This window comes from Ruegeria sp. G7 (genome assembly GCF_056535465.1).
Map to the genome: position 1 here is coordinate 2634271 of NZ_JBQFIL010000001.1, position 21466 is coordinate 2655736.

The window sequence follows — 21466 nt, forward strand, 5'->3', positions numbered from 1 at the left end:
AAGCCGATGGCCGAGGCCAAGCTGCGGATTGACAAATGGTTGTGGCAGGCGCGGTTCTTCAAGACCCGCAGCCTGGCCGCCAAACAGGTCAGCGGCGGCCATGTCAGGCTGAACGGGAACCGGGTGCTGAAACCGGCGCAAGCCGTGGCCCCCGGGGACGTTCTGACCTTTCCGCAGGGCCGGATCGTCCGCGTCGTCCGGATCGAAGCCCTGGGTGAGCGGCGCGGCCCGGCACCAGAGGCGCAGGCTCTGTACTTTGATATGACCGAAAAACGGGACGCACCGCCCAAAAATCCGGGATTTGAGGGGAAAGGTCGTCCAACCAAGAAAGAACGGCGTGCGCTTGACCTTTCTCGCACCCCAAAGGGGTGATCTTCTCTTGAAGAGGCGCGCAGACTGAATTAGCTAATCGCCAAAGCGCAAACGGGAAATCCAAAATGACCTATGTTGTCACCGAAAACTGCATTGCCTGCAAATACACCGACTGCGTCGAGGTTTGCCCGGTGGATTGTTTTTATGAAGGTGAAAACGCCCTGGTCATTCACCCCGACGAATGCATCGACTGCGGCGTCTGCGAACCCGAATGTCCCGCCGACGCCATTCGCCCGGATACTGAACCGGGTATGGAACAATGGGTCGAATTCAACCGCAAATTCTCAGAACAATGGCCTGTGATCGTGACCAAGAAAGATCCCTTGCCCGAGGCTGAAGAACGCGACGGCGAAGAAGGCAAGATGGAGAAGTATTTCTCGGAAGCGCCGGGCGAGGGTGGTTGAGCGATTCGGCGGTCAAAATCGTCGAAATGACAATTGATCCACGCGGTAAGGCTCTGAAATAAAAATACTTTACCGGCTTGAATGCAGGTCGGCCTTTTGAGTGTCGCAATTTTGTGATATACTCAATCCCGAATGATGACTGTGATTGGGATGTGCTCCGTAAGTATGCTCGCTTTGGAGTTCTGATTTTATGACAAAAAAGCCGCCTGACGGGGCCGTTTGTGGCCTCGGCTGGGGTGTTTTTGTCGTCTCATGTCCCGGTCTCGCAACGAAGGATGTATCTGAATGTCGAAGTCCAAAAAGCTTGAGTTCCGCCCGAACGATTATGTCGTCTATCCCGCCCATGGCGTGGGGCAGATCATCTCGATCGAGGAACAGGACGTCGCGGGGTTCTCGCTTGAGCTGTTTGTGATCTCCTTTGAGAAGGACAAGATGACCCTGCGCGTGCCGACCAACAAGGTGACCGAATCCGGTCTGCGTTCGCTCAGTTCGCCGGATGTCATTTCTCAGGCCATGAAAACGCTGAAGGGCAAGGCGAAGGTCAAGCGTGCCATGTGGTCGCGCCGGGCGCAGGAATATGAACAGAAAATCAACTCGGGCGATCTGATTTCGATTGCCGAAGTGGTCCGTGACCTGCACCGCACCGATGACCAGCGCGAACAGAGCTATTCCGAGCGTCAGCTTTATGAGGCCGCGCTTGAGCGTCTGACCCGCGAAGTGGCCGCCGTGTCCGGCGCGGATGAGATTTCGGCAGCCAAACAGGTGGACGAAGTCCTGACCTCACGCGCTGCCTGATCGCGATTACGCAATGGTAAGGGTCGTTCCGGTATCCGGGGCGGCCTTTTTCGTGGTCGACCGCTTGGTCCGGCGGTGCTTGTCGGGTATTTTCCTGCTACCGCAGGAGGATACGGGGCCACGATGAAGCAAACTGTAAAGTTCCTCTATATCAGCCACGAGCCGGTATCGGTCTGGTTCCGCTATGGCCTGATCCTGTTCGACATCGCCTCGATCATCTTCTTTGTCGCCACCGCAAACATCCCGCATGGACCGGGGCTAACGGTGGCGAGTATCGGGGTGGGGTTGATCATCCTGCTGGATTTCTCGGCCCGGATGTGGATTTCCAAGGATCGCTGGAAGCTGCTGCGGCAGATTTATACGCTGGCCGATATCGTGGTGATTGTGTCGCTGATCCTTGATCCGTTTCTGACTGGAAATCTGGCCTTTCTGCGGATTTTGCGGGCGCTGCGTCTGATCCATTCCTATCACCTGCTGCGCGATCTGCGCCGCGACAGCCCGTTCTTTCGTACACATGAGGATGCGGTGATTGCGGCGATCAATCTGATGGTCTTTGTCTTCGCGACCTCAACCGCCGTGCTGGTGTTCTTTGTCCCCGAGGATGCGCAGACACCCTATATCGATGCGCTGTATTTCACCATGGCGACGCTGACGACGACGGGGTTCGGGGACATCACGCTGACAACGCCTGCGGGCAAGCTGTTTTCCGTCTTTATCATGGTGGTAGGCGTGGCGCTGTTCGTGCGTCTGGCGCAGGCGATCTTCATGCCGCAGAAAGTGCGTTACAAATGCCCAAGCTGTGGGCTGTTTCGGCACGATCCGGACGCGGTACATTGTAAGCATTGCGGTGAAACGCTGCGGATCGAGACCGGCGGCGTGGCCTAGAGCGATGCGGTCAGCGCCAGAAGGAAGGCAATTTCCGAGACCTGTTGTGTGGCCCCCAGAATATCCCCGGTCTGGCCACCGATCTTGACCTTGGCAAGCCGGGCGACGATCGCAGCTCCCAGCAGGGCGCACAGCATGGGGGCGATGGCCGATCCGCCCAACAGCAGCAGAGACAGCAGGGTGGCCAGTCCAAGACCCGCCAGCACCGAGGGCAGCGGTGGAGCGCCGACCGAATGGCTGAGCCCCGCGCGCCGCGCATTCGGCAGGGCGCGCATCAGCACGGGCATCAGGGCGCGGGAAAACAGGCAGGCGGCCAGAACTCCGGTCAGCAGGCCTGCGCCGATCAGGGCCATGATCGCCGCGACGCGAAGCATTTGGGACAACAGCAGGGCCAGAACCCCGTAGGTGCCGATATGGCTGTCTTTCATGATCTCCAGGCGGCGTTCGGTCGTGAACCCGCCCCAGAGCCCGTCGGCTGTATCGGCCAGCCCGTCTTCATGCATCGCTCCGGTCGCGACGATCAGCCCGGCGACCAGCAAGGTGGCGGTGGCAAGGGTCGGCAACTGCGCCCAGATTGAAATCCACGCGACCCCGCAGGCCAGCGCTCCGACAACCAGCCCGGCCAGCGGATAGGCCCACGCCGCACGCGACTGGCGGGCAAAGGCCTCCTCAGGCAGGCCGGGCAAAGGTAGGCGGGTCAACAGAACCAGAGCCAGCGGGATATCCCACAGGGAAAACGGGGTGGTGTCGTTTTTGGTCACTCCCAGGCCTTTCAGGGTCTTGTTGCTTTGCCAGCAATGGTTAAACACACAGGACCACTCTGATGCAACGAGGCTTTCCATGCTGCCCGAACTCACTGACCTCAATAGTTTCCGCGATGCGCTGACCGGTGCACCTGGCCCGGATACATCCGCCATACAGGGCGCTGAAGAGCGGAATGGCCAATTGACCAAACCTCCGGGCGCGTTGGGGCGGCTTGAGGATCTGGCGATCTGGTACGCGGGCTGGCGCGGGGATGCGCGGCCTCAGATCAATGCGCCTCAGGTCATTGTGTTTGCGGGCAACCATGGGGTGACGGCGCAGGGTGTGTCAGCCTTTCCCCCCGAGGTGACGGTGCAGATGGTGATGAATTTCGAACATGGCGGCGCGGCGATCAACCAGCTGGCCAAGGCCGCGGGCGCGAAGATGGATGTGCACGCGCTGGAGCTTGATCGACCCACCGGAGATTTCACCCAAGGCCCCGCGATGAGCGAAGACGAGTTGTTGAGCGCCCTGCGTATAGGCTGGCAGGCGGTTGACCACCAAGCCGATCTGCTGGTGGTCGGAGAGATGGGGATCGGCAACACCACCCCCGCCGCCGCCATCGCCTGCGCGTTGTTTGGCGGGGATGCCGCCGACTGGACCGGGCGTGGCACTGGGGTGGATGATGCAGGGCTGGTCAACAAGACCCGCGTTGTGGCCGATGGCGTTGCCCTGCATGGGCGCAAAGATGGCCTGGAGGTTCTGCGCTGTCTGGGAGGGCGCGAGATTGCCGCCATGGCGGGGGCAATCGCCGCCGCGCGCGTTCTGCGCATTCCGGTCATTCTGGACGGGTTTATTTGCACCGCAGCGGCAGCGTGTCTGGCGCAGCTGTCGGATGCGGCGCTGGACCACACCGTTGCAGGCCACCAAAGCGCTGAGGGTGCGCATGCAGCCATGTTGGACAAGCTGGGCAAAGAGCCGTTACTGAGCCTTGGGCTGCGGCTGGGCGAAGGTTCTGGCGGGGCGTTGGCGATCAATATTCTGAAAAGTGCCGTTGCCTGTCATTCGGGTATGGCCACCTTTGCCGAGGCCGGAGTTTCAGACGGCTGACGTTGGGGGCGGGGGCTCTGCCCCGTCGCCTGTGGCGACTCCCCCGGGATATTTTTAGCCAGATGAAGCTGGCGGGATCGGTTTTGTAGGGTCAGGCCGATTTCTTTGCGTGTTCCTCGGCCAGTTCCAACAGGGCCGTTTCCAGGTCTTTCTCAAGCTGCTGTGCGCGTTCGATGTATTTCTTGTTCTCGGCGGTGGGCATGCCGGGTATCCACAGTTCGGCCAGTTCCCGGACCGATGTCCGGTCGTGGTGATAGAAGGTTTGTTCGGCTTGCGCGGCCTCGTATTCGCTGAGGCCGATGTTTTCCAGAACATAGCGACCGGCGCGCAGGGACCCGTCGAACATTTCGCGGACGATGTCATTGGCTCCGGCCTGATACAGCTCGTAGACATGGGTGCGGTCGCGGGCGCGAGCGATGATGTGCAGGTCGGGGCGTTGGCGGCGGGCATAGCCGACCAGTCGGGTGACCTGTTTGTAGTCATCCATGGCCGCAACCAGAACCGAGGCTTTTTCGATCCCGGCGGCGCGCAGCAGTTCGGGACGGGTGGGATCACCGAGGAACCCCTTGACCCCGAAGCGGCGCATCAGCTGGATGGTCTCGATATCGTGGTCCAGAACCACCGTTTTAAACCCGCTGGCCTGCACCAGCCGGTTGACGATCTGCCCAAAGCGGCCGATCCCGGCGATGATGACGGGGCCTTTTTCGTCGATCATGTCGGGCTCGACCTGTGGTTTATGATCTCCGATATAGCGCGAGAGCACGTCGTAGAGGATGAACAGCAGCGGCGTGATCAGCATGGTGAGCGCGATGATCATCAGCAGTTTCTGCGACAGGGCCGGAGGGATGACGTTTTGCTGTGTCGAGAATGCCAACAGGACAAATCCGAACTCACCTGCCTGCGCCAGCCCCAGCGTAAACAGCCAGTGATCGCGCCCGCGCAGTTTGAAGGCGCGGCCGACGAGGAACAGGATGATCCCCTTGGCCAGAATGACCAGCAGCGCCAGCCCGATCAGGTCAAACGGGTCGGCGAAGAAGTAGCCCACATCGATCCCAGCGCCCACGGTGATGAAGAACAGGCCAAGCAGCAGGCCCTTGAACGGCTCAAGATCGCTTTCCATTTCATGCCGAAATTCCGAGCTGGCCAGAACCACGCCCGCGAGAAATGCGCCGAGGGCGGGGGACAGCCCCACCAGTGTCATCAGGAACGAGATACCGACCACGATCATCAGCGCCAGCGCGGTATACATCTCGCGCAGGCGAGTGGCGTGGATGAAACGGAACAGGGGTCGGGTCAGATATATGCCGGCCAGCACCACGAACGCGACCGCCCCGATCGTGACCAGCGTGACGGCCCATCCGGGCAGCCCCTCGACCAGCGACAGCGTGGCATGATGATCCGCGCCATGGGCTGCGTCATGGGCCCGCTGGATCGAGCCGTCATCCTCGATATGAATGCTTGCAGGGAGGGCCAGCAAGGGCAGGAAGGCAAGGATCGGGATCACCGCGATGTCCTGTGTCAACAAAACCGAGAAGGTCGCGCGCCCTCCGTTCGTTTGCATCAGTCCTTTTTCGGACAATGTCTGCAATACGATCGCCGTTGAGGACAAAGACAACGTCAAACCAACTGCCAGCGCCACTGACCACGGCTGCCCGGTATAAAACGCCACCGCCGCGATGGCGGCAGTCGACAGGCCGACCTGCAACCCGCCAAGGCCCAAAAGCTTGTCGCGCATGTCCCACAGGGCGCGGGGTTCAAGTTCGAGCCCGATGAGAAACAGCATCATCACCACGCCGAATTCAGCCACGTGCTGCAGGCTTTCTGTTTCCGCGCCAACCAGCCCGAGAACGGGGCCGATCGCGATACCTGCGGCCAGATAACCCAGCACCGATCCCAACCCCAGTCGGGCTGACAGGGGCACTGCTATGACTGCGGCTGCCAGATAAATTGATGCCTGATAAAGGAACTCGTTCATTTTGCCCTCTTAAATCCGCTCAGGTCGGGAGCGGCGCGTCGCGTTTCAATTGGTCCATCACGATCTGGCTTTGCACCCGTGCCACTGCAGGATGCGGCAGGATCACTTCGTGAAGCAAGCTGTTGAGTGCTGAAAGGTCGTCACAATAAACGTGAAGAAGGTAATCTGCCTCTCCGGTCATCGTCCAGGCGCTGCTGATCTCGGGGCGGGTGTTCACCATACGGGCAAAACTGGCGGATTGGTCGGGGCCGTGGGTGCCCAGATGCACCTGTATGAAGCCCTGGACCTGCAGGCCCAGTTTCAGGGGGTCCAGCCGGGCGGTGTATCCGGTGATGTACCCCTCGGCCTCAAGCCGCTGTCGGCGGCGACCTGCCTGGCTGGCGGACAGGTTCAGCATCTCGCCCAGCTGATGCGCCGTCAGGTGTGCATCCTTCTGCAAAGCTGACAACAATCGCGTGTCGGTCGCGTCCAGCATATGCGGCGATTCTCCGTTTTTCGCTCAATCTGTGCGGATAGTCCGCGTTTCAACTCAGGTTACACGAAAACAACGCGCAGAAACAGCGCACGTTAAGGCGTATTTTTGAATCAGCAAAGAAATTCCTGTTTTCCGAGGAGACGCGCCATGGGTCCTTTCCCGCACAATGCCCCGAAATCTGTCATCAGCGATGAGAATCCCGCCGGGACCGACGGCTTTGAGTTTGTCGAATTCGCCCATCCCGAGCCGCAGGAGCTGCGCGATCTGTTTGCGCGTATGGGGTTCGACTATGTCGGTTATCACCGCAACTCTCCCACGGTCGAGCTGTGGCAGCAGGGCGATGTGACATATATCCTGAATGCCGATCCTGACAGCTTTGCAGCCAAATTCGTGGCCGAGCATGGCCCCTGCGCCCCTTCGATGGGTTGGCGCGTGGTGGACGCGCAGAAGGCCTATGAGCACGCGATTTCCAAAGGGGCCGAGCCCTATGACGGGGCCGACAAGACCCTGGATGTGCCTGCAATCAAGGGTATCGGCGGCTCGCTGATCTATTTTATCGATCAGTATTATGACACCTCGCCGTATAATGAGGAATTCGAGTGGCTCAAGCAGTCCAAACCGCGCGGCGACGGGTTCTATTACCTCGATCACCTGACCCATAACGTGTTCAAAGGCAACATGGACAAGTGGTTCAAGTTCTACGGCGACCTGTTCAACTTCCGTGAAATCCGGTTCTTCGACATTCAGGGCAAGTTTACCGGGCTCTACAGCCGTGCGCTGACCTCGCCTTGTGGTCGCATCCGTATTCCGATCAACGAAGACCGGGGCGAGACCGGGCAGATCGTGTCGTACCTGAAGAAATACAAAGGCGAAGGTATCCAGCACATCGCCGTGGGCAGCGACGACATCTACAGTTCGACCGACGCGATTGCCGAGAAAGGCCTGAAGTTCATGCCCGGCCCGAACGAGGCCTACTATGATATGTCCTATGACCGCGTCACGGGCCATGACGAGCCTAAGGAACGCATGATGAAGCACGGCATCCTGATCGACGGTGAAGGCGTTGTTGATGGGGGTGAGACCAAGATTCTGCTGCAGATTTTCTCGAAAACCGTAATCGGTCCGATCTTCTTCGAGTTCATCCAGCGCAAGGGCGATGACGGGTTTGGCGAAGGCAATTTCAAAGCCCTGTTCGAATCCATCGAGCGTGAGCAGATTGAATCGGGTGAAATCTCGGCAGCCTGACCGGTGGAATGACCAAAACTTCAAAGCGCCGTATCTGCCCGATACGGCGCTTTTCTTTTATCCGCGCGGCAATTTGAGGGTGACGTTCTTGCCGCGCTTTTGATAGCGCAGTTCACTATCGCCAATGGCAACGACGTTGCCTCCGTCGATGCGGTCCCCGACTTTTAGTTTTTTGTAACGTCCGCTTGGCAACCGCACCAGCGCGCGACGATTGGCAGGTGTGCCATACACGCCGATCAGGTTCAACTTGCGCAGGTTGATCGCGTTGTCGATGGTGGCCTGTCGCGCAACCGAGGCGCTTGAGGGGATTTTGGGTTGCACTGCTTTGGCCTGGAAAGAACCAGGCTCTTCGGCATTACTGGTCACATTTGCCGTTGAACCCAGCGACGCGCTGCCAGAGGCCGAAGGCTGCGCGCCACGCGCGGCGATGGCGGAAGGGCGTGTTTTGGGGCGGGGAACACGTACGACTGCCAGTGCAGTAGGGGTTTCATCCACAACGGGTTCGACCTGCAACGCCTCGGGGCGCAGCCGGGGCCGGACGGAGGCAAGCTCTTGCCGCGACCGTCCGCCGAGTTGTTGCCTCTCGAACTGATCCACCAGATTCTCGGGCCGCGGGCGCGGGCGGAAGGTTGCAAGCCTCTCATCAACGTTTTCGACAACCACCGGCTCGGTTTCAAATCGGGTCGGCGGCTCGGGGGGAACGGATGAGGGGCGGCCGAGATACACCATCACACCTGCCGGGTTCAGCGTGCCATCGGCGCTTGGAGCCACGAGGCCTCGCGCGTCGAGTTCGAACCGCTGGCCCGCCTGTCCGGGCAGAGCAAGCGGTGCGAAGGGTTCATCAGTTTCCAGGCTGGCATGCGGCGGCAAGGCGACGATATCTGTCGAAAGGTTCGCCCGATCAACCGAGGTCAGATACAGATCGTCCAACACCGGGGCGGGTGGCGCGTCCAAATCCGAAGGATCGACCGGTGCGGTGCCCGTGAACGGATGAAACGACGCTGAGTCAGCCAGAGGTTCGGCAAGATCTTCAACAACTTCCGGCTCGACCTTCAACGCTTCTAGGATCGCGGCGTCCGTTGCCGTCAGTGCGGGTTGATCCTCGACCGGTTCCGGCGCGGGTGGAAGGTTTGCAAGCGCGGTGTCGGCGGGCACGGGGTCTGGCAGTGCGGTTTCTGGTTCTGGCTGCACCTCTGGTTCAACCGGCTGGGCCAGTTCAACGTCGCCCGAATCCGAGCTGTTGAAAGACCAGATCCCAAGCAGCATGCCGATCACCACCGAGGCAGCAATCGCCGGGACAACAAAGCGTTTCGGCTCAAGCCCGGATCGCACAGGGGCAGGCGCGGCGGCAGAGGCTGGTTCGAATGCAGGCGCCCGAGGCGCTTCGGCGATCGGGTGCACCGGAATATCGTCCGGTGGATCCTCTGGCACTGTGGCAGGGCGCACGATCGCGGCTGGTTCATCCGGCGTTACGGGCAGCTCAAAGAAAGGTTCATCCAATCGATCGCTACCGGTTGCGCTAAGCCAGAAGGCCTCGGGCACAAAGCCGTGGTCGGTCGCGAATGCGCTGGCCTCGTGCAGCGTCTGCCGGGCGACCGCCGCGATGCGGGTTTCGCCATCGCCCGGTTCGGTTGCGTATGCCAATTCGGCCAGGTCATAGGGCGTGGCTGCGGCGAGCGTGTCTTCGATCTTCTGAGCAGCCTCATCAGCATTCAGATCGCCTGTGTCGGCGGTCAGCAGCCGCACCTGATCGGATGGCAGGATCAGCTTGCAGCTCAGATCATTTTCCAGCGCGAATCCCTGATCGCGCATTGACTGGATTTGTTCATGAAGGTCCGGTGCATCCAGCGCGGCTGTCCCGATACAATACCAATCGCCATCCGACTGGTGATGCAGGGAAATGCCGTTTTCAGAAAATGACAGCGCGAAGGCGGGTTTCATAATCCGGATGAACCATAATTGTCAGCTTTAATGCAAACGCTTGTATGTTTGCCGTCCGAGAATAGAGCAGGAACCCGCCGAGGGAAAGAAAAACGCGCGTTACCCTCTTGCCGTGTGCCGCGTGCAGCACCCATCTTGAGGTCAAGTCAATGGGAGGGATCACCTTGAAGACACTTGCTTTTCTGGCTGCGATGACCGCAGCCGTGGCGGCCATGCCGGCCCATGCGGAAGAACGTCGCATCTCGGTCAGCGGCACCGGAACCAGCCTTGTTGCGCCTGACATGGCGACCATCACATTGGGGGTGACGAACCAGGATGCGCAGGCATCGGTTGCGATGCAGGCGACCTCGGACGCGGTGGCGCTAATTCTCAAGCGGCTGGATGAGATGGGGCTTGAGGCGCGCGATGTGCAGACCCGCGATCTTTCGCTGTCCCCGGTCTGGTCGGGCCGAAACAGTTCCGGAAACCAGCCGCCCGAGATCACCGGCTTTACGGCGTCCAACCGGGTCTTGGTGCGGGTGCGTGACCTGGATCGGCTAGGTCAGATCATGGACGCGGTGATCAAGGACGGGGCCAATGATTTCGGCGGCCTGAGCTTTAGTGTGCAGGACCCCAAACCGCTTGAGGCCGAGGCGCGGGCCAAGGCCGTTGCGGATGCCACCGCCAAGGCGGAACAACTGGCGCAGGCGGCTGGGATCACGCTGGGGCCGGTGATCTCGATCAACGACCACGGCGGCGGCGTGCGTCCGGTGGCTCAGATGCGCGAGATGGCGATGTCAGATGCCGGTGGCGTTCCGGTTGCAGGTGGAGAGGTCTCGGTGTCGGTCAATATCGCGATGGAGTTCGCGATCGCCGAATAACCTCAGGCGCGGGCTTGCAGCGGTTCGCGTTGCTGGCCCGTTTCATCGAAGTTGTCGGGCGACAGCCATGCCTGAAAGGCATCCCGGATACGCGGCCATTCGTTGTCTAGGATCGAATACCAGGCCGTATCGCGATTGCGTCCCTTGTAGTGGGTCGCCTGCCGGAAAACGCCCTCGAAGGTGAAGCCCAGCCGTTCGGCGGCCCGACGCGACGGTGCGTTCAACGCATCGCATTTCCATTCATAGCGGCGATAGCCCAATTCATCGAACACACGCTGCATCATAAGGAACATCACCTCGGTCGATTGCGGCTTGCGCTGCAAAAGCGGTGAAAAGTGGATGTGGCCGACCTCGACTGCGCCAGCCGCAGGCTCGACGCGCAAATAGGAGGCCATGCCGACAGGCGTCTCGTCCGCATCCAGAACGGTGTGAAACATCGGATCGGCATCCATGCAATTGGCCTGTGCCCAAGCGATGAATTCGGCCTCGGTCTCGAACGGACCGTAGGGTAGGTAGGTCCAGTTGCGGCCGTCCGCGTCATTGGCAAACGCCCGGTACAGGCCGGGCGCATGTCTGTTCACATCCAGGGGTACGACTGAACAGAACCGGCCAACCATCGGCGTATAAGGCGGTGTGGGGCGCGGGAACGCGCCCGTGACCGGCAAGCCGATAGGTTGACCCAGATCGTTGGTGTCGTGCCCGGCCATCGGATCAGGCGCTGGCCTTGGCGAGGGCCTGATCGAGATCCGCGATCAGATCGTCCGCATCTTCGATCCCGATGGACACGCGCACCACGCCGGGGCCAGCACCCGCCGCTTCCTGCTGCTCGGGCGTCAACTGCCGGTGCGTGGTCGAGGCCGAGTGGATGATCAGCGAACGCGCATCGCCAAGGTTGGCCACGTGGCTGAAAATCTCCAACGCGTTGACCAGCTTGACGCAGGCGTCATAGCCACCCTTGACCGCAAAGGTGAACAGCGCACCAGCCCCGCGCGGATACTGCGCCTTGACCCGGTCGTGATAGGGCGACGAGGGCAGACCCGCGTAGGTCACGTAGTCGACGCGGTCATCCGTTTCGAGCCATGCCGCGATCTTTTGGGCGTTCTCTACGTGACGCTCCATCCGCAGGGACAGGGTTTCGATCCCCATCAGCGTATAATGCGCGGCCTGCGGGTTCATCGTCATACCCAGATCGCGCAGACCGATGGCAATGCCGTGGAAGGTGAAAGCCAGCGGGCCGAAGGTCTCATGGAATTTCAAGCCGTGATAGGCCGGTTCCGGTTCACTGAGCGAGGGGAACTTGTCATTCGCAGACCAATCGAACTTGCCCGAATCGACGATGCAGCCGCCGGTGACCGTGCCGTTGCCGGTCAGGTATTTGGTGGTCGAATGCACGACCAGAGTCGCACCGTGTTCAATCGGGCGACACAGGTAGGGCGTGGCCGAGGTGTTGTCGACGATCAGCGGAATGCCTGCTGCGTCGGCCACATCCGCCAGCGCACGGATATCGGTGACATAACCGCCCGGGTTGGCGATGGATTCACAGAACACCGCGCGGGTGTTTTCGTCGATGGCGTCCCTGACGGCGTCCAGATCATCGGTGTCGACAAACTTGGCCGACCACCCAAAGCGCTTGATCGTCTGGCTGAACTGCGTGACCGTGCCGCCATACAGACGGGTCGAGGCCACCACGTTGCATCCCGGTCCCATAAGCGGGAACAGCGCCATGATCTGCGCCGCGTGGCCCGAGGAACAGCAGACCGCGCCAACGCCGCCCTCAAGCGTCGCCACACGTTCCTGCAGAACGGCAACCGTCGGGTTGGTCAGGCGGGAATAGATGAAACCCACTTCCTGCAGGTTGAACAACGCGGCGGCGTGTTCGGCGTCGCGGAACACATAAGCTGTGGTCTGGTAGATCGGCGTCTGGCGCGCGCCCGTCGCAGGGTCGGGGCGGGCCCCGGCGTGAATTTGCAGCGTGTCGAAACCGTAGGTGGGGCCGTCAGACATCTTGGAAATCTCCTGTTGGAATATGTGTTGATGAATCTCTAGGACATTGATCCGCCACGTACAACGCCCGCGTCACCGTAGCCAAAGCCCCTCGGATTTGATCGTCTTGCGAATGACCTGTTCGCGCGCGGGCAGGTTGTCCCGGTCGAACAGCGCCCGGATCTTTGTACCTTTGCGCTGGATCACCAGTTTCTTCAGCGGGTCATAGCCTTTGAGCACTTTCTTGATCTTGTTCGGCGCGACAATGGTCTCCAGTACCTCTACTACATGGTCGCTTTCCCGGGCATAGAGCAGCGGGAACAGGCGGTAATGGCAGCTGACTGCGCCATCCAGCAGGCCCTCGGGCAAGGCATCGCGTCCGCCGCCGAATGAGTGGATGACCAGCGGCAGGGCGACCTGATCCAGCCAGGGGGCGAGGCTCTGTCCTGTCAGCTCGGGGATGTCTTCGTCCCGGATGGTGCGGGCATAGTCCAGAAACCGTTCGCCGAACTGACGGGGGCATTTGTAGAAGAAATACCCCGCGTTGAAATACAGATACCGCCGCCAATGGCCCGCAGGTTGGCTGAGGTCGAGGGAACTTTCGAAATCCAGCCCGAACCGGTCGTAGAGCGCGCGCCAGATGCCCTCATGGCCGGGACCATAGAGCGTAGGTTTCGGCCATGTCCCGTCAACGCGAAGCGATGCGCCGGGCCGGTCAAAATCAAATGGGACATCCGTCAGCTCTCCGGTGATCAGCGTATCGCTGTCGAAGAAGATAAACGGCTCGCCTTCGGGCATCGCCAACAGGGCTTCGATTTTGTTGCCATGGGGATAGCTTGCGCCAAAGGTGTGTGATTCAAAGGGCAGGATTTCGGCCCCGAGATGCTGCAGCGCCTGCAAGACCTCGGCGTCCTGAATGGCCGGGTTCTGTGGCCAAAGCGGACCGGGCTGCGGAACGCCGACGAACAGCCGACCCTGAAAGCCGGGGGCGCTGTGACGCAGGGAGGCGGCGAACAAAAGCGCTTCGTATTGCAGCCGGTTGTTTTGCCCGATGATAAGGATGTTGAATGTAGCCGGGCTTGCCTGCATCTTGTCGCGCTTTCTGATCGGGCCGGAATTCGGCATCTGCCTCAACCGGAAGTACAACAAGCTGTGAGGGGCGTCAAAACCTCAAACACCACTGGTTTGAAAACCGGTTTCCCGGTCCCATGTTATAGGGCAGCAACGCAGGAGGATTTCGATGCGCGTCAATGCAGATTTCAGTCAGCGGGTTGCCGTTCATTTCAACGATACCGATTGGGTCGCCTCTCCCGCAGCGGGGGTCGAGCGCAAAATGCTGGATCGGATCGGGGCCGAGGTGGCGCGCGCCACGACCATCGTGCGGTTTGCCCCCGGCAGCGCCTTTTCCGCCCATACCCATGATGGCGGCGAAGAGTATCTGGTGCTGGACGGAGTCTTTCAGGACGAGACCGGTGATTTCCCAGTGGGGAGCTATGTACGCAATCCGCCGACCTCGTCACACACGCCCTCGGCCAGCGAAGGCGCGACGATTCTGGTCAAGCTGCATCAATTCGATCCCGATGACCGAACTGAGGTGCGCCGATCGGTCAACGGTGTGGGGAATATCGATTTGTTCAAAGACGCCCATGAGGATGTTCAGGTGCAAAGCTGGGCCGCAGGCGAGCGCGTTAAGCTGGACGCCAGCAAGGGGCTTGAGGTGTTTGTGATCGAAGGCAGCTTTGCCGAAACGGGCGAGGAGTTCGCAACTTGGGACTGGCTACGCCTGCCGCCGGGAACCCGCTCGGTCGCCGTAGCGGGCGAAGGCGGGGCGCGGGTTTGGATCAAATCCGGCCATCTCGCCGGGATGGTCTGACGCGGCTCGTGCTGCGAAACTAAGCAATTCGCATTGAAATCCGGGCCATGGTGCCCGGATTTTTCATTTTTTGACCAGTTGGCAAATTTTACCAATTGATAAAAAACCAGATTGTGGCAAGCTGGAGCGCATAACAAACATATCTACAGGGAGTAGAGTGATGGCACAGGGCCAGATGGCACCCGGGATCGTCTCCGGGCGGCTTTCCAGCGATGAGCTGACCTCGAATTTCACCGATCTGCATCCGCCACTGGCCCCGCATGAGGCTGCGGTGGCCGCGGATCGTTGCTATTTCTGCTATGACGCCCCGTGCGTGACGGCCTGTCCGACGGATATCGATATCCCGCTGTTCATCCGTCAAATACAGGCGGGCCAGCCCAAGGCGGCGGGGCAGACCATTCTGGAACAGAATATCCTTGGTGGCATGTGTGCGCGGGTTTGTCCGACCGAGACATTGTGCGAAGAGGCCTGCGTGCGCGAGGCCGCCGAAGGTAAACCGGTCGAGATCGGACGCCTGCAGCGTTTCGCGACGGACGATGTGATGGCCTCGGGCGCGCATCCGTTTGAACGTGCTGCCGCGACGGGCAAGACGGTTGCGGTTGTTGGGGCCGGGCCCGCGGGTCTGGCTTGTGCGCATCGTCTGGCGATGCTGGGGCATGATGTGGTGATCCACGAAAGCAAGCCCAAAGCCGGTGGGCTGAACGAGTACGGAATTGCGGCCTATAAATCGACCAACGATTTCGCGCAGGCCGAGGTGGACTGGCTGCTAAAGATCGGTGGCATCGCGATTGAGACGGGCTCGGTTCTGGGTGAGGCAATCTCGCTGGACGGGCTGTTGCAGAACTATGATGCGGTGTTTCTGTCGATCGGCTTGGCCGGTGTGAACGCGCTGCGTGCCGACGGCGTTGATAAGGATGGCGTTCGGGCTGCGGTCGATTTCATCTCGGATGTGCGTCAGGCCAGCGATCTGGCGGATCTTCCGGTGGGCCGGAACGTCGTCGTGATCGGCGGCGGGATGACGGCGGTGGACGCGGCTGTGAAGTCAAAACTGCTGGGTGCCGAGCATGTGACCATCGCCTATCGCCGGGGCCGCGATGCGATGGGGGCCAGCCGGTATGAACAGGATCTGGCCGCGTCGCACGGGGTTCGGATTTTGTGCAACGTGCAGCCGGTGGCTGTGCATGGAAACGGGGCAGCGGCAGAGATCGAGCTGGAGTATACTGTCAGTCAGGATGGCCGCCTGACAGGCACGGGTGAGACCGTGCGGGTGCCGGCGGATCAGGTTCTGAAGGCCATTGGTCAGACGCTGGATGGTGCGCCCGAAGGACTGACGCTGGACGGCAACAAAATCGCTGTGACCGGGGCCGGACGCACGTCGATAGACGGTGTCTGGGCTGGCGGAGATTGCGCCGCCGGAGGTGAAGACCTGACGGTGACCGCCGTGGCCGAAGGACGCGACGCCGCGATGGACATCCATGCCAGCCTGAGCGCGTAATGGTCGGGCGGCGCAATGAGTATTTATGAAAAGATGAAGATGCACATCTGCATCAGGGAGGCCGGATAAATGGCTGATTTGACGACAAACTTTCTGGGAATATCGAGCCCGAACCCGTACTGGCTGGCGTCTGCGCCGCCGACGGATAAGGAATACAACGTGCGCCGCGCTTTTGAGGCCGGATGGGGCGGTGTTGTGTGGAAGACGCTGGGGGCCGAGGGACCTCCGGTCGTGAATGTGAACGGGCCGCGTTATGGGGCGATCTATGGGGCGGATCGGCGGTTGCTGGGGCTCAACAACATCGAGTTGATCACCGATCGCCCGCTTGAGGTGAACCTTGAAGAGATGGCGCGGGTCAAGGCGGATTACCCGGATCGGGCGCTGATTGCGTCCCTCATGGTGCCGTGTGAGGAAGAGGCTTGGAAAGCCATCCTCCCGCGCGTGGCCGAGACCGGCGCGGATGGGATCGAGCTGAATTTCGGCTGTCCGCATGGGATGAGCGAGCGGGGCATGGGGTCTGCCGTTGGGCAGGTCCCGGAATATATCGAAATGGTCACCCGGTGGTGCAAGCAGTATTATGACCGCCCGGTGATCGTAAAGCTGACGCCGAATATCACCGATATCCGCAAACCGGCGGCGGCCGCGCGAAACGGTGGCGCGGATGCGGTGTCGTTGATCAACACGATCAACTCGATCACCAGCGTCAATCTGGACACGTTCAGCCCCGAGCCCTCGATTGATGGCAAGGGAAGTCACGGCGGTTATTGTGGTCCGGCGGTGAAGCCGATTGCGCTGTCGATGGTGTCCGAGATTGCGCGGGCCGAGGCGACACATGGTCTGCCGATCTCTGGCATCGGAGGGGTAACGACATGGCGAGATGCGGCTGAGTTTATCTCGTTGGGCTGCGGCACCGTTCAGGTCTGTACCGCCGCTATGACCTATGGGTTCAAGATTATCGATGAACTGACCGCTGGCCTGTCAGAATGGATGGATGAGAAGGGCTATACCAGCATCGATGAGGTGATCGGGCGTGCGGTGCCCAACGTGACGGACTGGCAGTATCTGAACCTGAACTACATCGCCAAGGCGAAGATCGATCAGGATCAGTGCATCAAATGCGGCCGCTGCTATGCCGCCTGTGAAGACACCAGTCATCAGGCGATTTCGATGTCGGCGGATCGGGTGTTCGAGGTGATCGACGAGGAATGCGTGGCCTGTAATCTCTGCGTAGATGTGTGCCCGGTCGAAGGCTGTATCTCGATGGTGCCGATGGCTGCCGGAGAGGTTGATCCGCGTACTGGAAAGGTCGTTGAACCCGAATACGCGAATTGGACAACGCATCCGAACAATCCGATGGCTAAGGCGGCTGAGTAGAGGGAGATTTTTCTTCGAAAAATCTTGGGTGAGAAAATTCGACGAATTTTCTCAGAACAGGATGTCGATGGGGCCGTTGTGGCAGATGACGATGTATTGGTTGGCGGTGCGGATCAGGTGGTATCCGCGCCGTTTGACTTCGCTCTGAAAGGCCGTGTGGCCCACTTCGCGCTCGACCCACGCTACCGAGCGGCGCACGACTGCGCCTGAACGTGCAGCGCGGGATGCAAAAAGTTGGGTGATCCAAGGATCGGGGTTTGGCCTGCGGGTTATCATGCCGGGAGCTTTGCCCAACAGGGTTAATCCTCCCTTAAGGCGTCAGCAGTTTTCTGTAGAGGGTTTCGACAAATGATCCGGCACCGTCGAAGGGGTCTTCCTCTCCCAGAATGGCGCGGACCTGGACGTCGAAATCGGCGTAGTGCTGGGTCAGCGCCCAGATCGAGAAGATCAGGTGATAGGGATGAACACGCGCAATTTTTCCCTGATCCATCCAGTCGGTCAGGATCGCGGTTTTTGCATCGACCAGTTTCTTCAGATCCGTCGACAGCGACTCGTGAATGCGCGGAGCGCCCTGAACCAGTTCATTGGCAAACAGGCGGCTCTCGCGGGGCAGATCGCGGCTCATCTCAAGCTTGCGGCGGATATAGGACAGGATCTCTTCAAGCGGGTCGCCGGTTTCATCAAGCGTGTGCAATGGGGCCAGCCAGACCTCGAGCAGGCCGGACAGAAGGGCGGTGTGAATCGCCTCTTTCGAGGGGAAGTAATACAGCAGGTTGGGTTTGCTGAGGCCCGCCTCGGCCGCGATCTGGTCGACGGTTGCGCCGCGAAACCCATGGGCTGAGAACACGTTCAGGGCGGCGTCCAGAATGGCGGCGCGGTTTTTCTGCTGGATCCGGGTTGGGGCGCGGTCTTTGGGCATGTTCACCTGATGTCTCTTTTTCGGCCAGTCGGGTGCTGAATATGTCGAAAATTCCGGCAGGGCACTGCAATTTCTTGACTGATATCGAACCCGTGATAGCGTGAGTTTGACCAGATGGTCAAATCAAGACATCAAAAGCGAGCCAAATCGCAAGCGATAGGGAAGAACAGGATGGCAGCTCCGGCGCAGAACCTCAGGATCAATGGCGACAGGTTGTGGGACAGCCTGATGGAGATGGCCAAAATTGGCCCGGGCGTTGCGGGCGGCAACAATCGTCAGACACTGACGGATGAAGATGCTGAAGGGCGTGCGCTTTTTCAGCGATGGTGCGAGGACGCCGGCTGCACCATGGGTCTGGATCAGATGGGGAACATGTTTGCCCATCGCGAGGGGACGGACCCCGAGGCCCTGCCGGTTTATGTGGGCTCGCATCTGGATACCCAGCCTACGGGCGGTAAATATGACGGCGTGCTGGGTGTGCTTGGCGGGTTGGAGATTATTCGCACGCTCAATGATCTGGGCATCAAGACTAAGCACCCTATCGTGGCTACGAATTGGACCAACGAAGAGGGGACGCGATATGCCCCGGCGATGTTGTCATCAGGTGTGTTCGCCGGAATGCACACTCAGGACTGGGCCTACGCGCGAGAGGATGCCGAAGGCAAGACGTTGGGAGATGAACTGAACCGTATTGGCTGGCGTGGTGATGAACAGGTCGGTGCGCGCAAGATGCACGCTTTCTTTGAGTTGCACATCGAACAGGGGCCAATTCTTGAGGCTGAAGGCAAGGATATCGGTGTCGTCACCCATGGTCAGGGCTTGAGCTGGACCCAAATCACTGTGACCGGCAAGGATGCGCATACAGGGTCCACTCCGATGCCGATGCGCAAGAATGCCGGGCTGGCGATGGCGCGTATTCTTGAGAAAGTGGACGAGATTGCGTGGTCGCATGCACCCCATGCGGTTGGGGCTGCCGGGCATATTGATGTCTATCCGAACTCGCGCAACGTGATCCCGGGCAAGGTGGTGTTTACGGTCGATTTCCGCTCGCCCGAGTTGGAGGTGATCACCGATATGGAGAACCGGTTGCGGGTCGCGGCAGAGGATATTGTCAATGAGATGGGTTTGCAGATCGAGTTCGAGAAGGTCGGCGGCTTTGACCCGGTGAAATTCGATGAGGGCTGCGTGGCCGCCGTGCGCGATGCGGCCGAGCGGTTGGGGTATTCGCATACGGATATCATATCGGGTGCCGGGCATGATGCCTGCTGGATCAACCGGGTCGCGCCGACGGCGATGGTAATGTGCCCTTGCGTGGATGGGTTGAGTCACAATGAAGCTGAAGAGATCAGCAAGGAGTGGGCTGCATCCGGTGCGGATGTTCTGTTTCACGCGGTCGTTGAGACGGCCGAGATCGTGGAATAGGGGGCTCTGCCCCCGTCGCCTAGGGGCGCTCCCCCGGGATATTTTTAGCCAGATGAAGCAAGCGGCGCAGACCGCATCAGGGAGTTTAAGATGAGCACTGTGATCAAGAACGGAACCGTTGTGACCGCTGATCTGACCTATATGGCGGATGTGAAGGTTGAGGGTGGGGTGATTACCGAGATTGGCCCAGACCTGCGGGGTGACAAGGAACTGGATGCGACCGGCTGTTATGTGATGCCGGGGGGGATTGATCCGCATACGCATTTAGAGATGCCGTTTATGGGGACCTATTCCAGCGACGATTTTGAAAGCGGGACGCGCGCGGCTTTGGCGGGTGGAACCACGATGGTTGTGGATTTTGCGCTGCCCAATCCGGGTGAGAGTCTGCTGGATGCGTTGAAGCGTTGGGACAACAAATCGACACGGGCGAATTGTGACTATTCCTTCCATATGGCCGTAACCTGGTGGGGCGAGCAGGTGTTTGATGACATCAAAACCGTCATCGAGACGCGCGGTATCAACACGTTCAAACATTTTATGGCCTATAAAGGCGCTCTGATGGTGAATGACGATGAGCTGTTTGCATCGTTCAAACGCCTGGCGGAGTTGGGCGGTACCGCGATGGTGCATGCCGAGAATGGCGATGTGGTGGCTGAGTTGAGCGCCAAGCTGTTGGCCGAGGGCAATACGGGCCCCGAGGCGCATGCCTATTCGCGCCCGCCGCAGGTTGAAGGTGAGGCGACCAACCGCGCGATCATGATTGCGGATATGGCTGGCGTGCCTTTGTACGTTGTGCATACGTCCTGCGAAGAGGCGCATGAGGCTATTCGGCGGGCCAAGATGCAGGGCAAGCGGGTTTGGGGAGAACCTCTGATCCAGCACCTGACCTTGGATGAGAGCGAGTATTTCCACCACGATTGGGAACATGCGGCGCGGCGGGTCATGAGCCCTCCGTTCCGGAATAAGCAGCATCAGGACAGCCTTTGGAATGGTCTTCAATCGGGGACGTTGAGCGTGGTCGCCACGGACCATTGTGCCTTTACGACCGAGCAGAAACGCTATGGTGTGGGCGATTTCACCAAGATCCCGAACGGCACCGGAGGGCTGGAGGATCGGATGCCGATGCTGTGGACCTATGGGGTGAATACCGGGCGGTTGACTCCGAACGAGTTCGTGGCCGTCACTTCAACGAATATCGCCAAGATATTGAATTGTTATCCGAAAAAGGGGGCGGTTCTGGTCGGTGCTGATGCGGATCTGGTGGTTTGGGACCCGGACAAGGCCAAGGTGATCAGCGCGGATACTCAGCAATCGTCGATTGATTACAACGTGTTTGAGGGCAAAGAGGTGCGCGGTTTGCCCCGGTTCACTCTGACCCGAGGCGCGGTGGCGGTGCATGATGGCGAGATCAAAACTCAGGAAGGGCATGGGACGTTTGTGGCACGTGAGGCGAATACACATGTGAACAAGGCACTAAGTACCTGGAAGGAGCTGACGGCTCCGCGCCCAGTAGAGCGGACGGGGATACCGGCGACGGGGGTTTAAGGTCTTTGATCCAACCGTTTGGTGATCCGGGTTCGGGTTTCTTCAAGGCAAT

The 21466-nt window shown here is 60.0% G+C and carries 21 protein-coding genes; 12 read left to right on the forward strand and 9 right to left on the reverse strand.

Features of this window, described 5'->3' with window-relative positions; genetic code table 11:
• The first annotated feature begins 6 nt into the window (after positions 1–6).
• The 4 genes from ACR3EN_RS13245 (at position 7) to ACR3EN_RS13260 (ending at position 2456) form a co-directional block, all read left to right on the forward strand.
• Complete coding sequence (locus tag ACR3EN_RS13245) at positions 7–372, forward strand: RNA-binding S4 domain-containing protein (RefSeq protein WP_480821675.1); 366 nt, start codon at positions 7–9, stop codon at positions 370–372.
• 65 nt (positions 373–437) lie between these two features.
• Positions 438–776: a ferredoxin FdxA gene (fdxA, locus tag ACR3EN_RS13250; protein ID WP_170503422.1), complete on the forward strand. Its 339-nt coding sequence runs from the start codon at positions 438–440 to the stop codon at positions 774–776.
• 285 nt (positions 777–1061) lie between these two features.
• Entirely contained in the window at positions 1062–1571 is a 510-nt protein-coding gene (locus ACR3EN_RS13255; RefSeq protein ID WP_170572040.1) for a CarD family transcriptional regulator, read from the forward strand.
• Positions 1572–1694: 123 nt separating this feature from the next.
• Positions 1695–2456 carry an ion channel gene (locus ACR3EN_RS13260; RefSeq protein ID WP_480821678.1) on the forward strand — a complete coding sequence of 254 codons (762 nt, stop codon included), beginning with the start codon at positions 1695–1697 and terminating at the stop codon, positions 2454–2456.
• Here the strand turns inward: ACR3EN_RS13260 and cobS are convergent.
• A complete protein-coding gene (gene cobS / locus ACR3EN_RS13265) occupies positions 2453–3217 on the reverse strand; it encodes an adenosylcobinamide-GDP ribazoletransferase (RefSeq protein ID WP_480821680.1) in 765 nt (254 codons plus the stop codon). The genes ACR3EN_RS13260 and cobS overlap by 4 nt on opposite strands.
• 79 nt (positions 3218–3296) lie before the next feature.
• Between cobS and cobT the strand changes: the two genes are divergently transcribed.
• On the forward strand, positions 3297–4307 hold the full coding sequence (gene cobT / locus ACR3EN_RS13270; RefSeq protein WP_480821682.1) for a nicotinate-nucleotide--dimethylbenzimidazole phosphoribosyltransferase: 1011 nt from the start codon (positions 3297–3299) through the stop codon (positions 4305–4307).
• Between the two features lie 91 nt (positions 4308–4398).
• Here the strand turns inward: cobT and ACR3EN_RS13275 are convergent, their stop codons facing one another.
• Entirely contained in the window at positions 4399–6282 is a 1884-nt protein-coding gene (locus ACR3EN_RS13275; protein ID WP_480821684.1) for a monovalent cation:proton antiporter-2 (CPA2) family protein, read from the reverse strand.
• Between the two features lie 19 nt (positions 6283–6301).
• Positions 6302–6757: an Lrp/AsnC family transcriptional regulator gene (locus ACR3EN_RS13280; RefSeq protein WP_170669588.1), complete on the reverse strand. Its 456-nt coding sequence runs from the start codon at positions 6755–6757 to the stop codon at positions 6302–6304.
• Between the two features lie 147 nt (positions 6758–6904).
• Here ACR3EN_RS13280 and hppD point away from each other — a divergent pair, with 147 nt between their 5' ends.
• Positions 6905–8002: a 4-hydroxyphenylpyruvate dioxygenase gene (hppD, locus tag ACR3EN_RS13285; protein WP_480821686.1), complete on the forward strand. Its 1098-nt coding sequence runs from the start codon at positions 6905–6907 to the stop codon at positions 8000–8002.
• 57 nt (positions 8003–8059) lie between these two features.
• On the opposite strand, the gene ACR3EN_RS13290 is transcribed toward hppD, so the two are convergent.
• Positions 8060–9943 carry a hypothetical protein gene (locus ACR3EN_RS13290; protein WP_480821688.1) on the reverse strand — a complete coding sequence of 628 codons (1884 nt, stop codon included), beginning with the start codon at positions 9941–9943 and terminating at the stop codon, positions 8060–8062.
• A gap of 164 nt (positions 9944–10107) precedes the next feature.
• On the opposite strand from ACR3EN_RS13290, the gene ACR3EN_RS13295 reads away from it, so the two are divergent.
• Positions 10108–10803 (forward strand): SIMPL domain-containing protein, encoded by a 696-nt coding sequence (locus tag ACR3EN_RS13295; RefSeq protein ID WP_480821690.1) that lies wholly within the window; start codon positions 10108–10110, stop codon positions 10801–10803.
• Positions 10804–10805: 2 nt separating this feature from the next.
• Here the strand turns inward: ACR3EN_RS13295 and ACR3EN_RS13300 are convergent, their stop codons facing one another.
• From ACR3EN_RS13300 to ACR3EN_RS13310, 3 genes are all read right to left on the reverse strand, one after another.
• On the reverse strand, positions 10806–11510 hold the full coding sequence (locus ACR3EN_RS13300) for a GNAT family N-acetyltransferase (RefSeq protein WP_480870853.1): 705 nt from the start codon (positions 11508–11510) through the stop codon (positions 10806–10808).
• A gap of 4 nt (positions 11511–11514) precedes the next feature.
• Entirely contained in the window at positions 11515–12807 is a 1293-nt protein-coding gene (locus ACR3EN_RS13305; RefSeq protein WP_480870851.1) for an O-acetylhomoserine aminocarboxypropyltransferase/cysteine synthase family protein, read from the reverse strand.
• Positions 12808–12879: 72 nt separating this feature from the next.
• Positions 12880–13875, reverse strand: coding sequence for a hypothetical protein (locus tag ACR3EN_RS13310; protein WP_480870875.1), 996 nt, complete (start codon positions 13873–13875; stop codon positions 12880–12882).
• A gap of 151 nt (positions 13876–14026) precedes the next feature.
• On the opposite strand from ACR3EN_RS13310, the gene ACR3EN_RS13315 reads away from it, so the two are divergent.
• The 3 genes from ACR3EN_RS13315 to preA all read left to right on the forward strand — a co-directional run bounded on the left by ACR3EN_RS13315 (position 14027) and on the right by preA (position 17528).
• Positions 14027–14659, forward strand: coding sequence for a cupin domain-containing protein (locus ACR3EN_RS13315; RefSeq protein ID WP_480821698.1), 633 nt, complete (start codon positions 14027–14029; stop codon positions 14657–14659).
• 160 nt (positions 14660–14819) lie between these two features.
• Positions 14820–16154 carry an NAD(P)-dependent oxidoreductase gene (locus tag ACR3EN_RS13320; protein ID WP_480821700.1) on the forward strand — a complete coding sequence of 445 codons (1335 nt, stop codon included), beginning with the start codon at positions 14820–14822 and terminating at the stop codon, positions 16152–16154.
• A gap of 69 nt (positions 16155–16223) precedes the next feature.
• A complete protein-coding gene (gene preA, locus ACR3EN_RS13325; protein ID WP_480821702.1) occupies positions 16224–17528 on the forward strand; it encodes an NAD-dependent dihydropyrimidine dehydrogenase subunit PreA in 1305 nt (434 codons plus the stop codon).
• 51 nt (positions 17529–17579) lie between these two features.
• Here the strand turns inward: preA and ACR3EN_RS13330 are convergent, their stop codons facing one another.
• Together ACR3EN_RS13330 and ACR3EN_RS13335 are read right to left on the reverse strand one after the other, a co-directional pair.
• Positions 17580–17726, reverse strand: a complete 147-nt coding sequence (locus ACR3EN_RS13330; protein WP_480821704.1) for a hypothetical protein — start codon at positions 17724–17726, stop codon at positions 17580–17582.
• Between the two features lie 112 nt (positions 17727–17838).
• The gene (locus tag ACR3EN_RS13335; RefSeq protein WP_480822409.1) at positions 17839–18447 is read right to left on the reverse strand and encodes a TetR family transcriptional regulator C-terminal domain-containing protein; all 609 of its coding nucleotides are present in this window, start codon (positions 18445–18447) and stop codon (positions 17839–17841) included.
• Positions 18448–18618: 171 nt separating this feature from the next.
• Between ACR3EN_RS13335 and ACR3EN_RS13340 the strand changes: the two genes are divergently transcribed.
• Together ACR3EN_RS13340 and hydA are read left to right on the forward strand one after the other, a co-directional pair.
• Positions 18619–19869 (forward strand): Zn-dependent hydrolase, encoded by a 1251-nt coding sequence (locus tag ACR3EN_RS13340; RefSeq protein WP_480821706.1) that lies wholly within the window; start codon positions 18619–18621, stop codon positions 19867–19869.
• 90 nt (positions 19870–19959) lie between these two features.
• On the forward strand, positions 19960–21414 hold the full coding sequence (gene hydA, locus ACR3EN_RS13345; RefSeq protein WP_480821708.1) for a dihydropyrimidinase: 1455 nt from the start codon (positions 19960–19962) through the stop codon (positions 21412–21414).
• The last annotated feature ends 52 nt before the right edge of the window (positions 21415–21466 follow it).

Bases quoted from the DNA above. Each gene is read 5' to 3' on its own strand.
- ACR3EN_RS13260 (WP_480821678.1), top strand. From the start codon at position 1,695: ATGAAGCAAACTGTAAAGTTCCTCTATATCAGCCACGAGCCGGTATCG.
- ACR3EN_RS13340 (WP_480821706.1), top strand. From the start codon at position 18,619: ATGGCAGCTCCGGCGCAGAACCTCAGGATCAATGGCGACAGGTTGTGG.
- ACR3EN_RS13275 (WP_480821684.1), bottom strand. From the start codon at position 6,282: ATGAACGAGTTCCTTTATCAGGCATCAATTTATCTGGCAGCCGCAGTC.
- preA (WP_480821702.1), top strand. From the start codon at position 16,224: ATGGCTGATTTGACGACAAACTTTCTGGGAATATCGAGCCCGAACCCG.
- ACR3EN_RS13245 (WP_480821675.1), top strand. From the start codon at position 7: ATGGCCGAGGCCAAGCTGCGGATTGACAAATGGTTGTGGCAGGCGCGG.
- ACR3EN_RS13290 (WP_480821688.1), bottom strand. From the start codon at position 9,943: ATGAAACCCGCCTTCGCGCTGTCATTTTCTGAAAACGGCATTTCCCTG.
- ACR3EN_RS13280 (WP_170669588.1), bottom strand. From the start codon at position 6,757: ATGCTGGACGCGACCGACACGCGATTGTTGTCAGCTTTGCAGAAGGAT.
- ACR3EN_RS13310 (WP_480870875.1), bottom strand. From the start codon at position 13,875: ATGCAGGCAAGCCCGGCTACATTCAACATCCTTATCATCGGGCAAAAC.
- ACR3EN_RS13315 (WP_480821698.1), top strand. From the start codon at position 14,027: ATGCGCGTCAATGCAGATTTCAGTCAGCGGGTTGCCGTTCATTTCAAC.
- hppD (WP_480821686.1), top strand. From the start codon at position 6,905: ATGGGTCCTTTCCCGCACAATGCCCCGAAATCTGTCATCAGCGATGAG.
- ACR3EN_RS13320 (WP_480821700.1), top strand. From the start codon at position 14,820: ATGGCACAGGGCCAGATGGCACCCGGGATCGTCTCCGGGCGGCTTTCC.
- cobT (WP_480821682.1), top strand. From the start codon at position 3,297: ATGCTGCCCGAACTCACTGACCTCAATAGTTTCCGCGATGCGCTGACC.
- hydA (WP_480821708.1), top strand. From the start codon at position 19,960: ATGAGCACTGTGATCAAGAACGGAACCGTTGTGACCGCTGATCTGACC.
- ACR3EN_RS13305 (WP_480870851.1), bottom strand. From the start codon at position 12,807: ATGTCTGACGGCCCCACCTACGGTTTCGACACGCTGCAAATTCACGCC.
- ACR3EN_RS13300 (WP_480870853.1), bottom strand. From the start codon at position 11,510: ATGGCCGGGCACGACACCAACGATCTGGGTCAACCTATCGGCTTGCCG.
- fdxA (WP_170503422.1), top strand. From the start codon at position 438: ATGACCTATGTTGTCACCGAAAACTGCATTGCCTGCAAATACACCGAC.
- ACR3EN_RS13335 (WP_480822409.1), bottom strand. From the start codon at position 18,447: ATGCCCAAAGACCGCGCCCCAACCCGGATCCAGCAGAAAAACCGCGCC.
- ACR3EN_RS13255 (WP_170572040.1), top strand. From the start codon at position 1,062: ATGTCGAAGTCCAAAAAGCTTGAGTTCCGCCCGAACGATTATGTCGTC.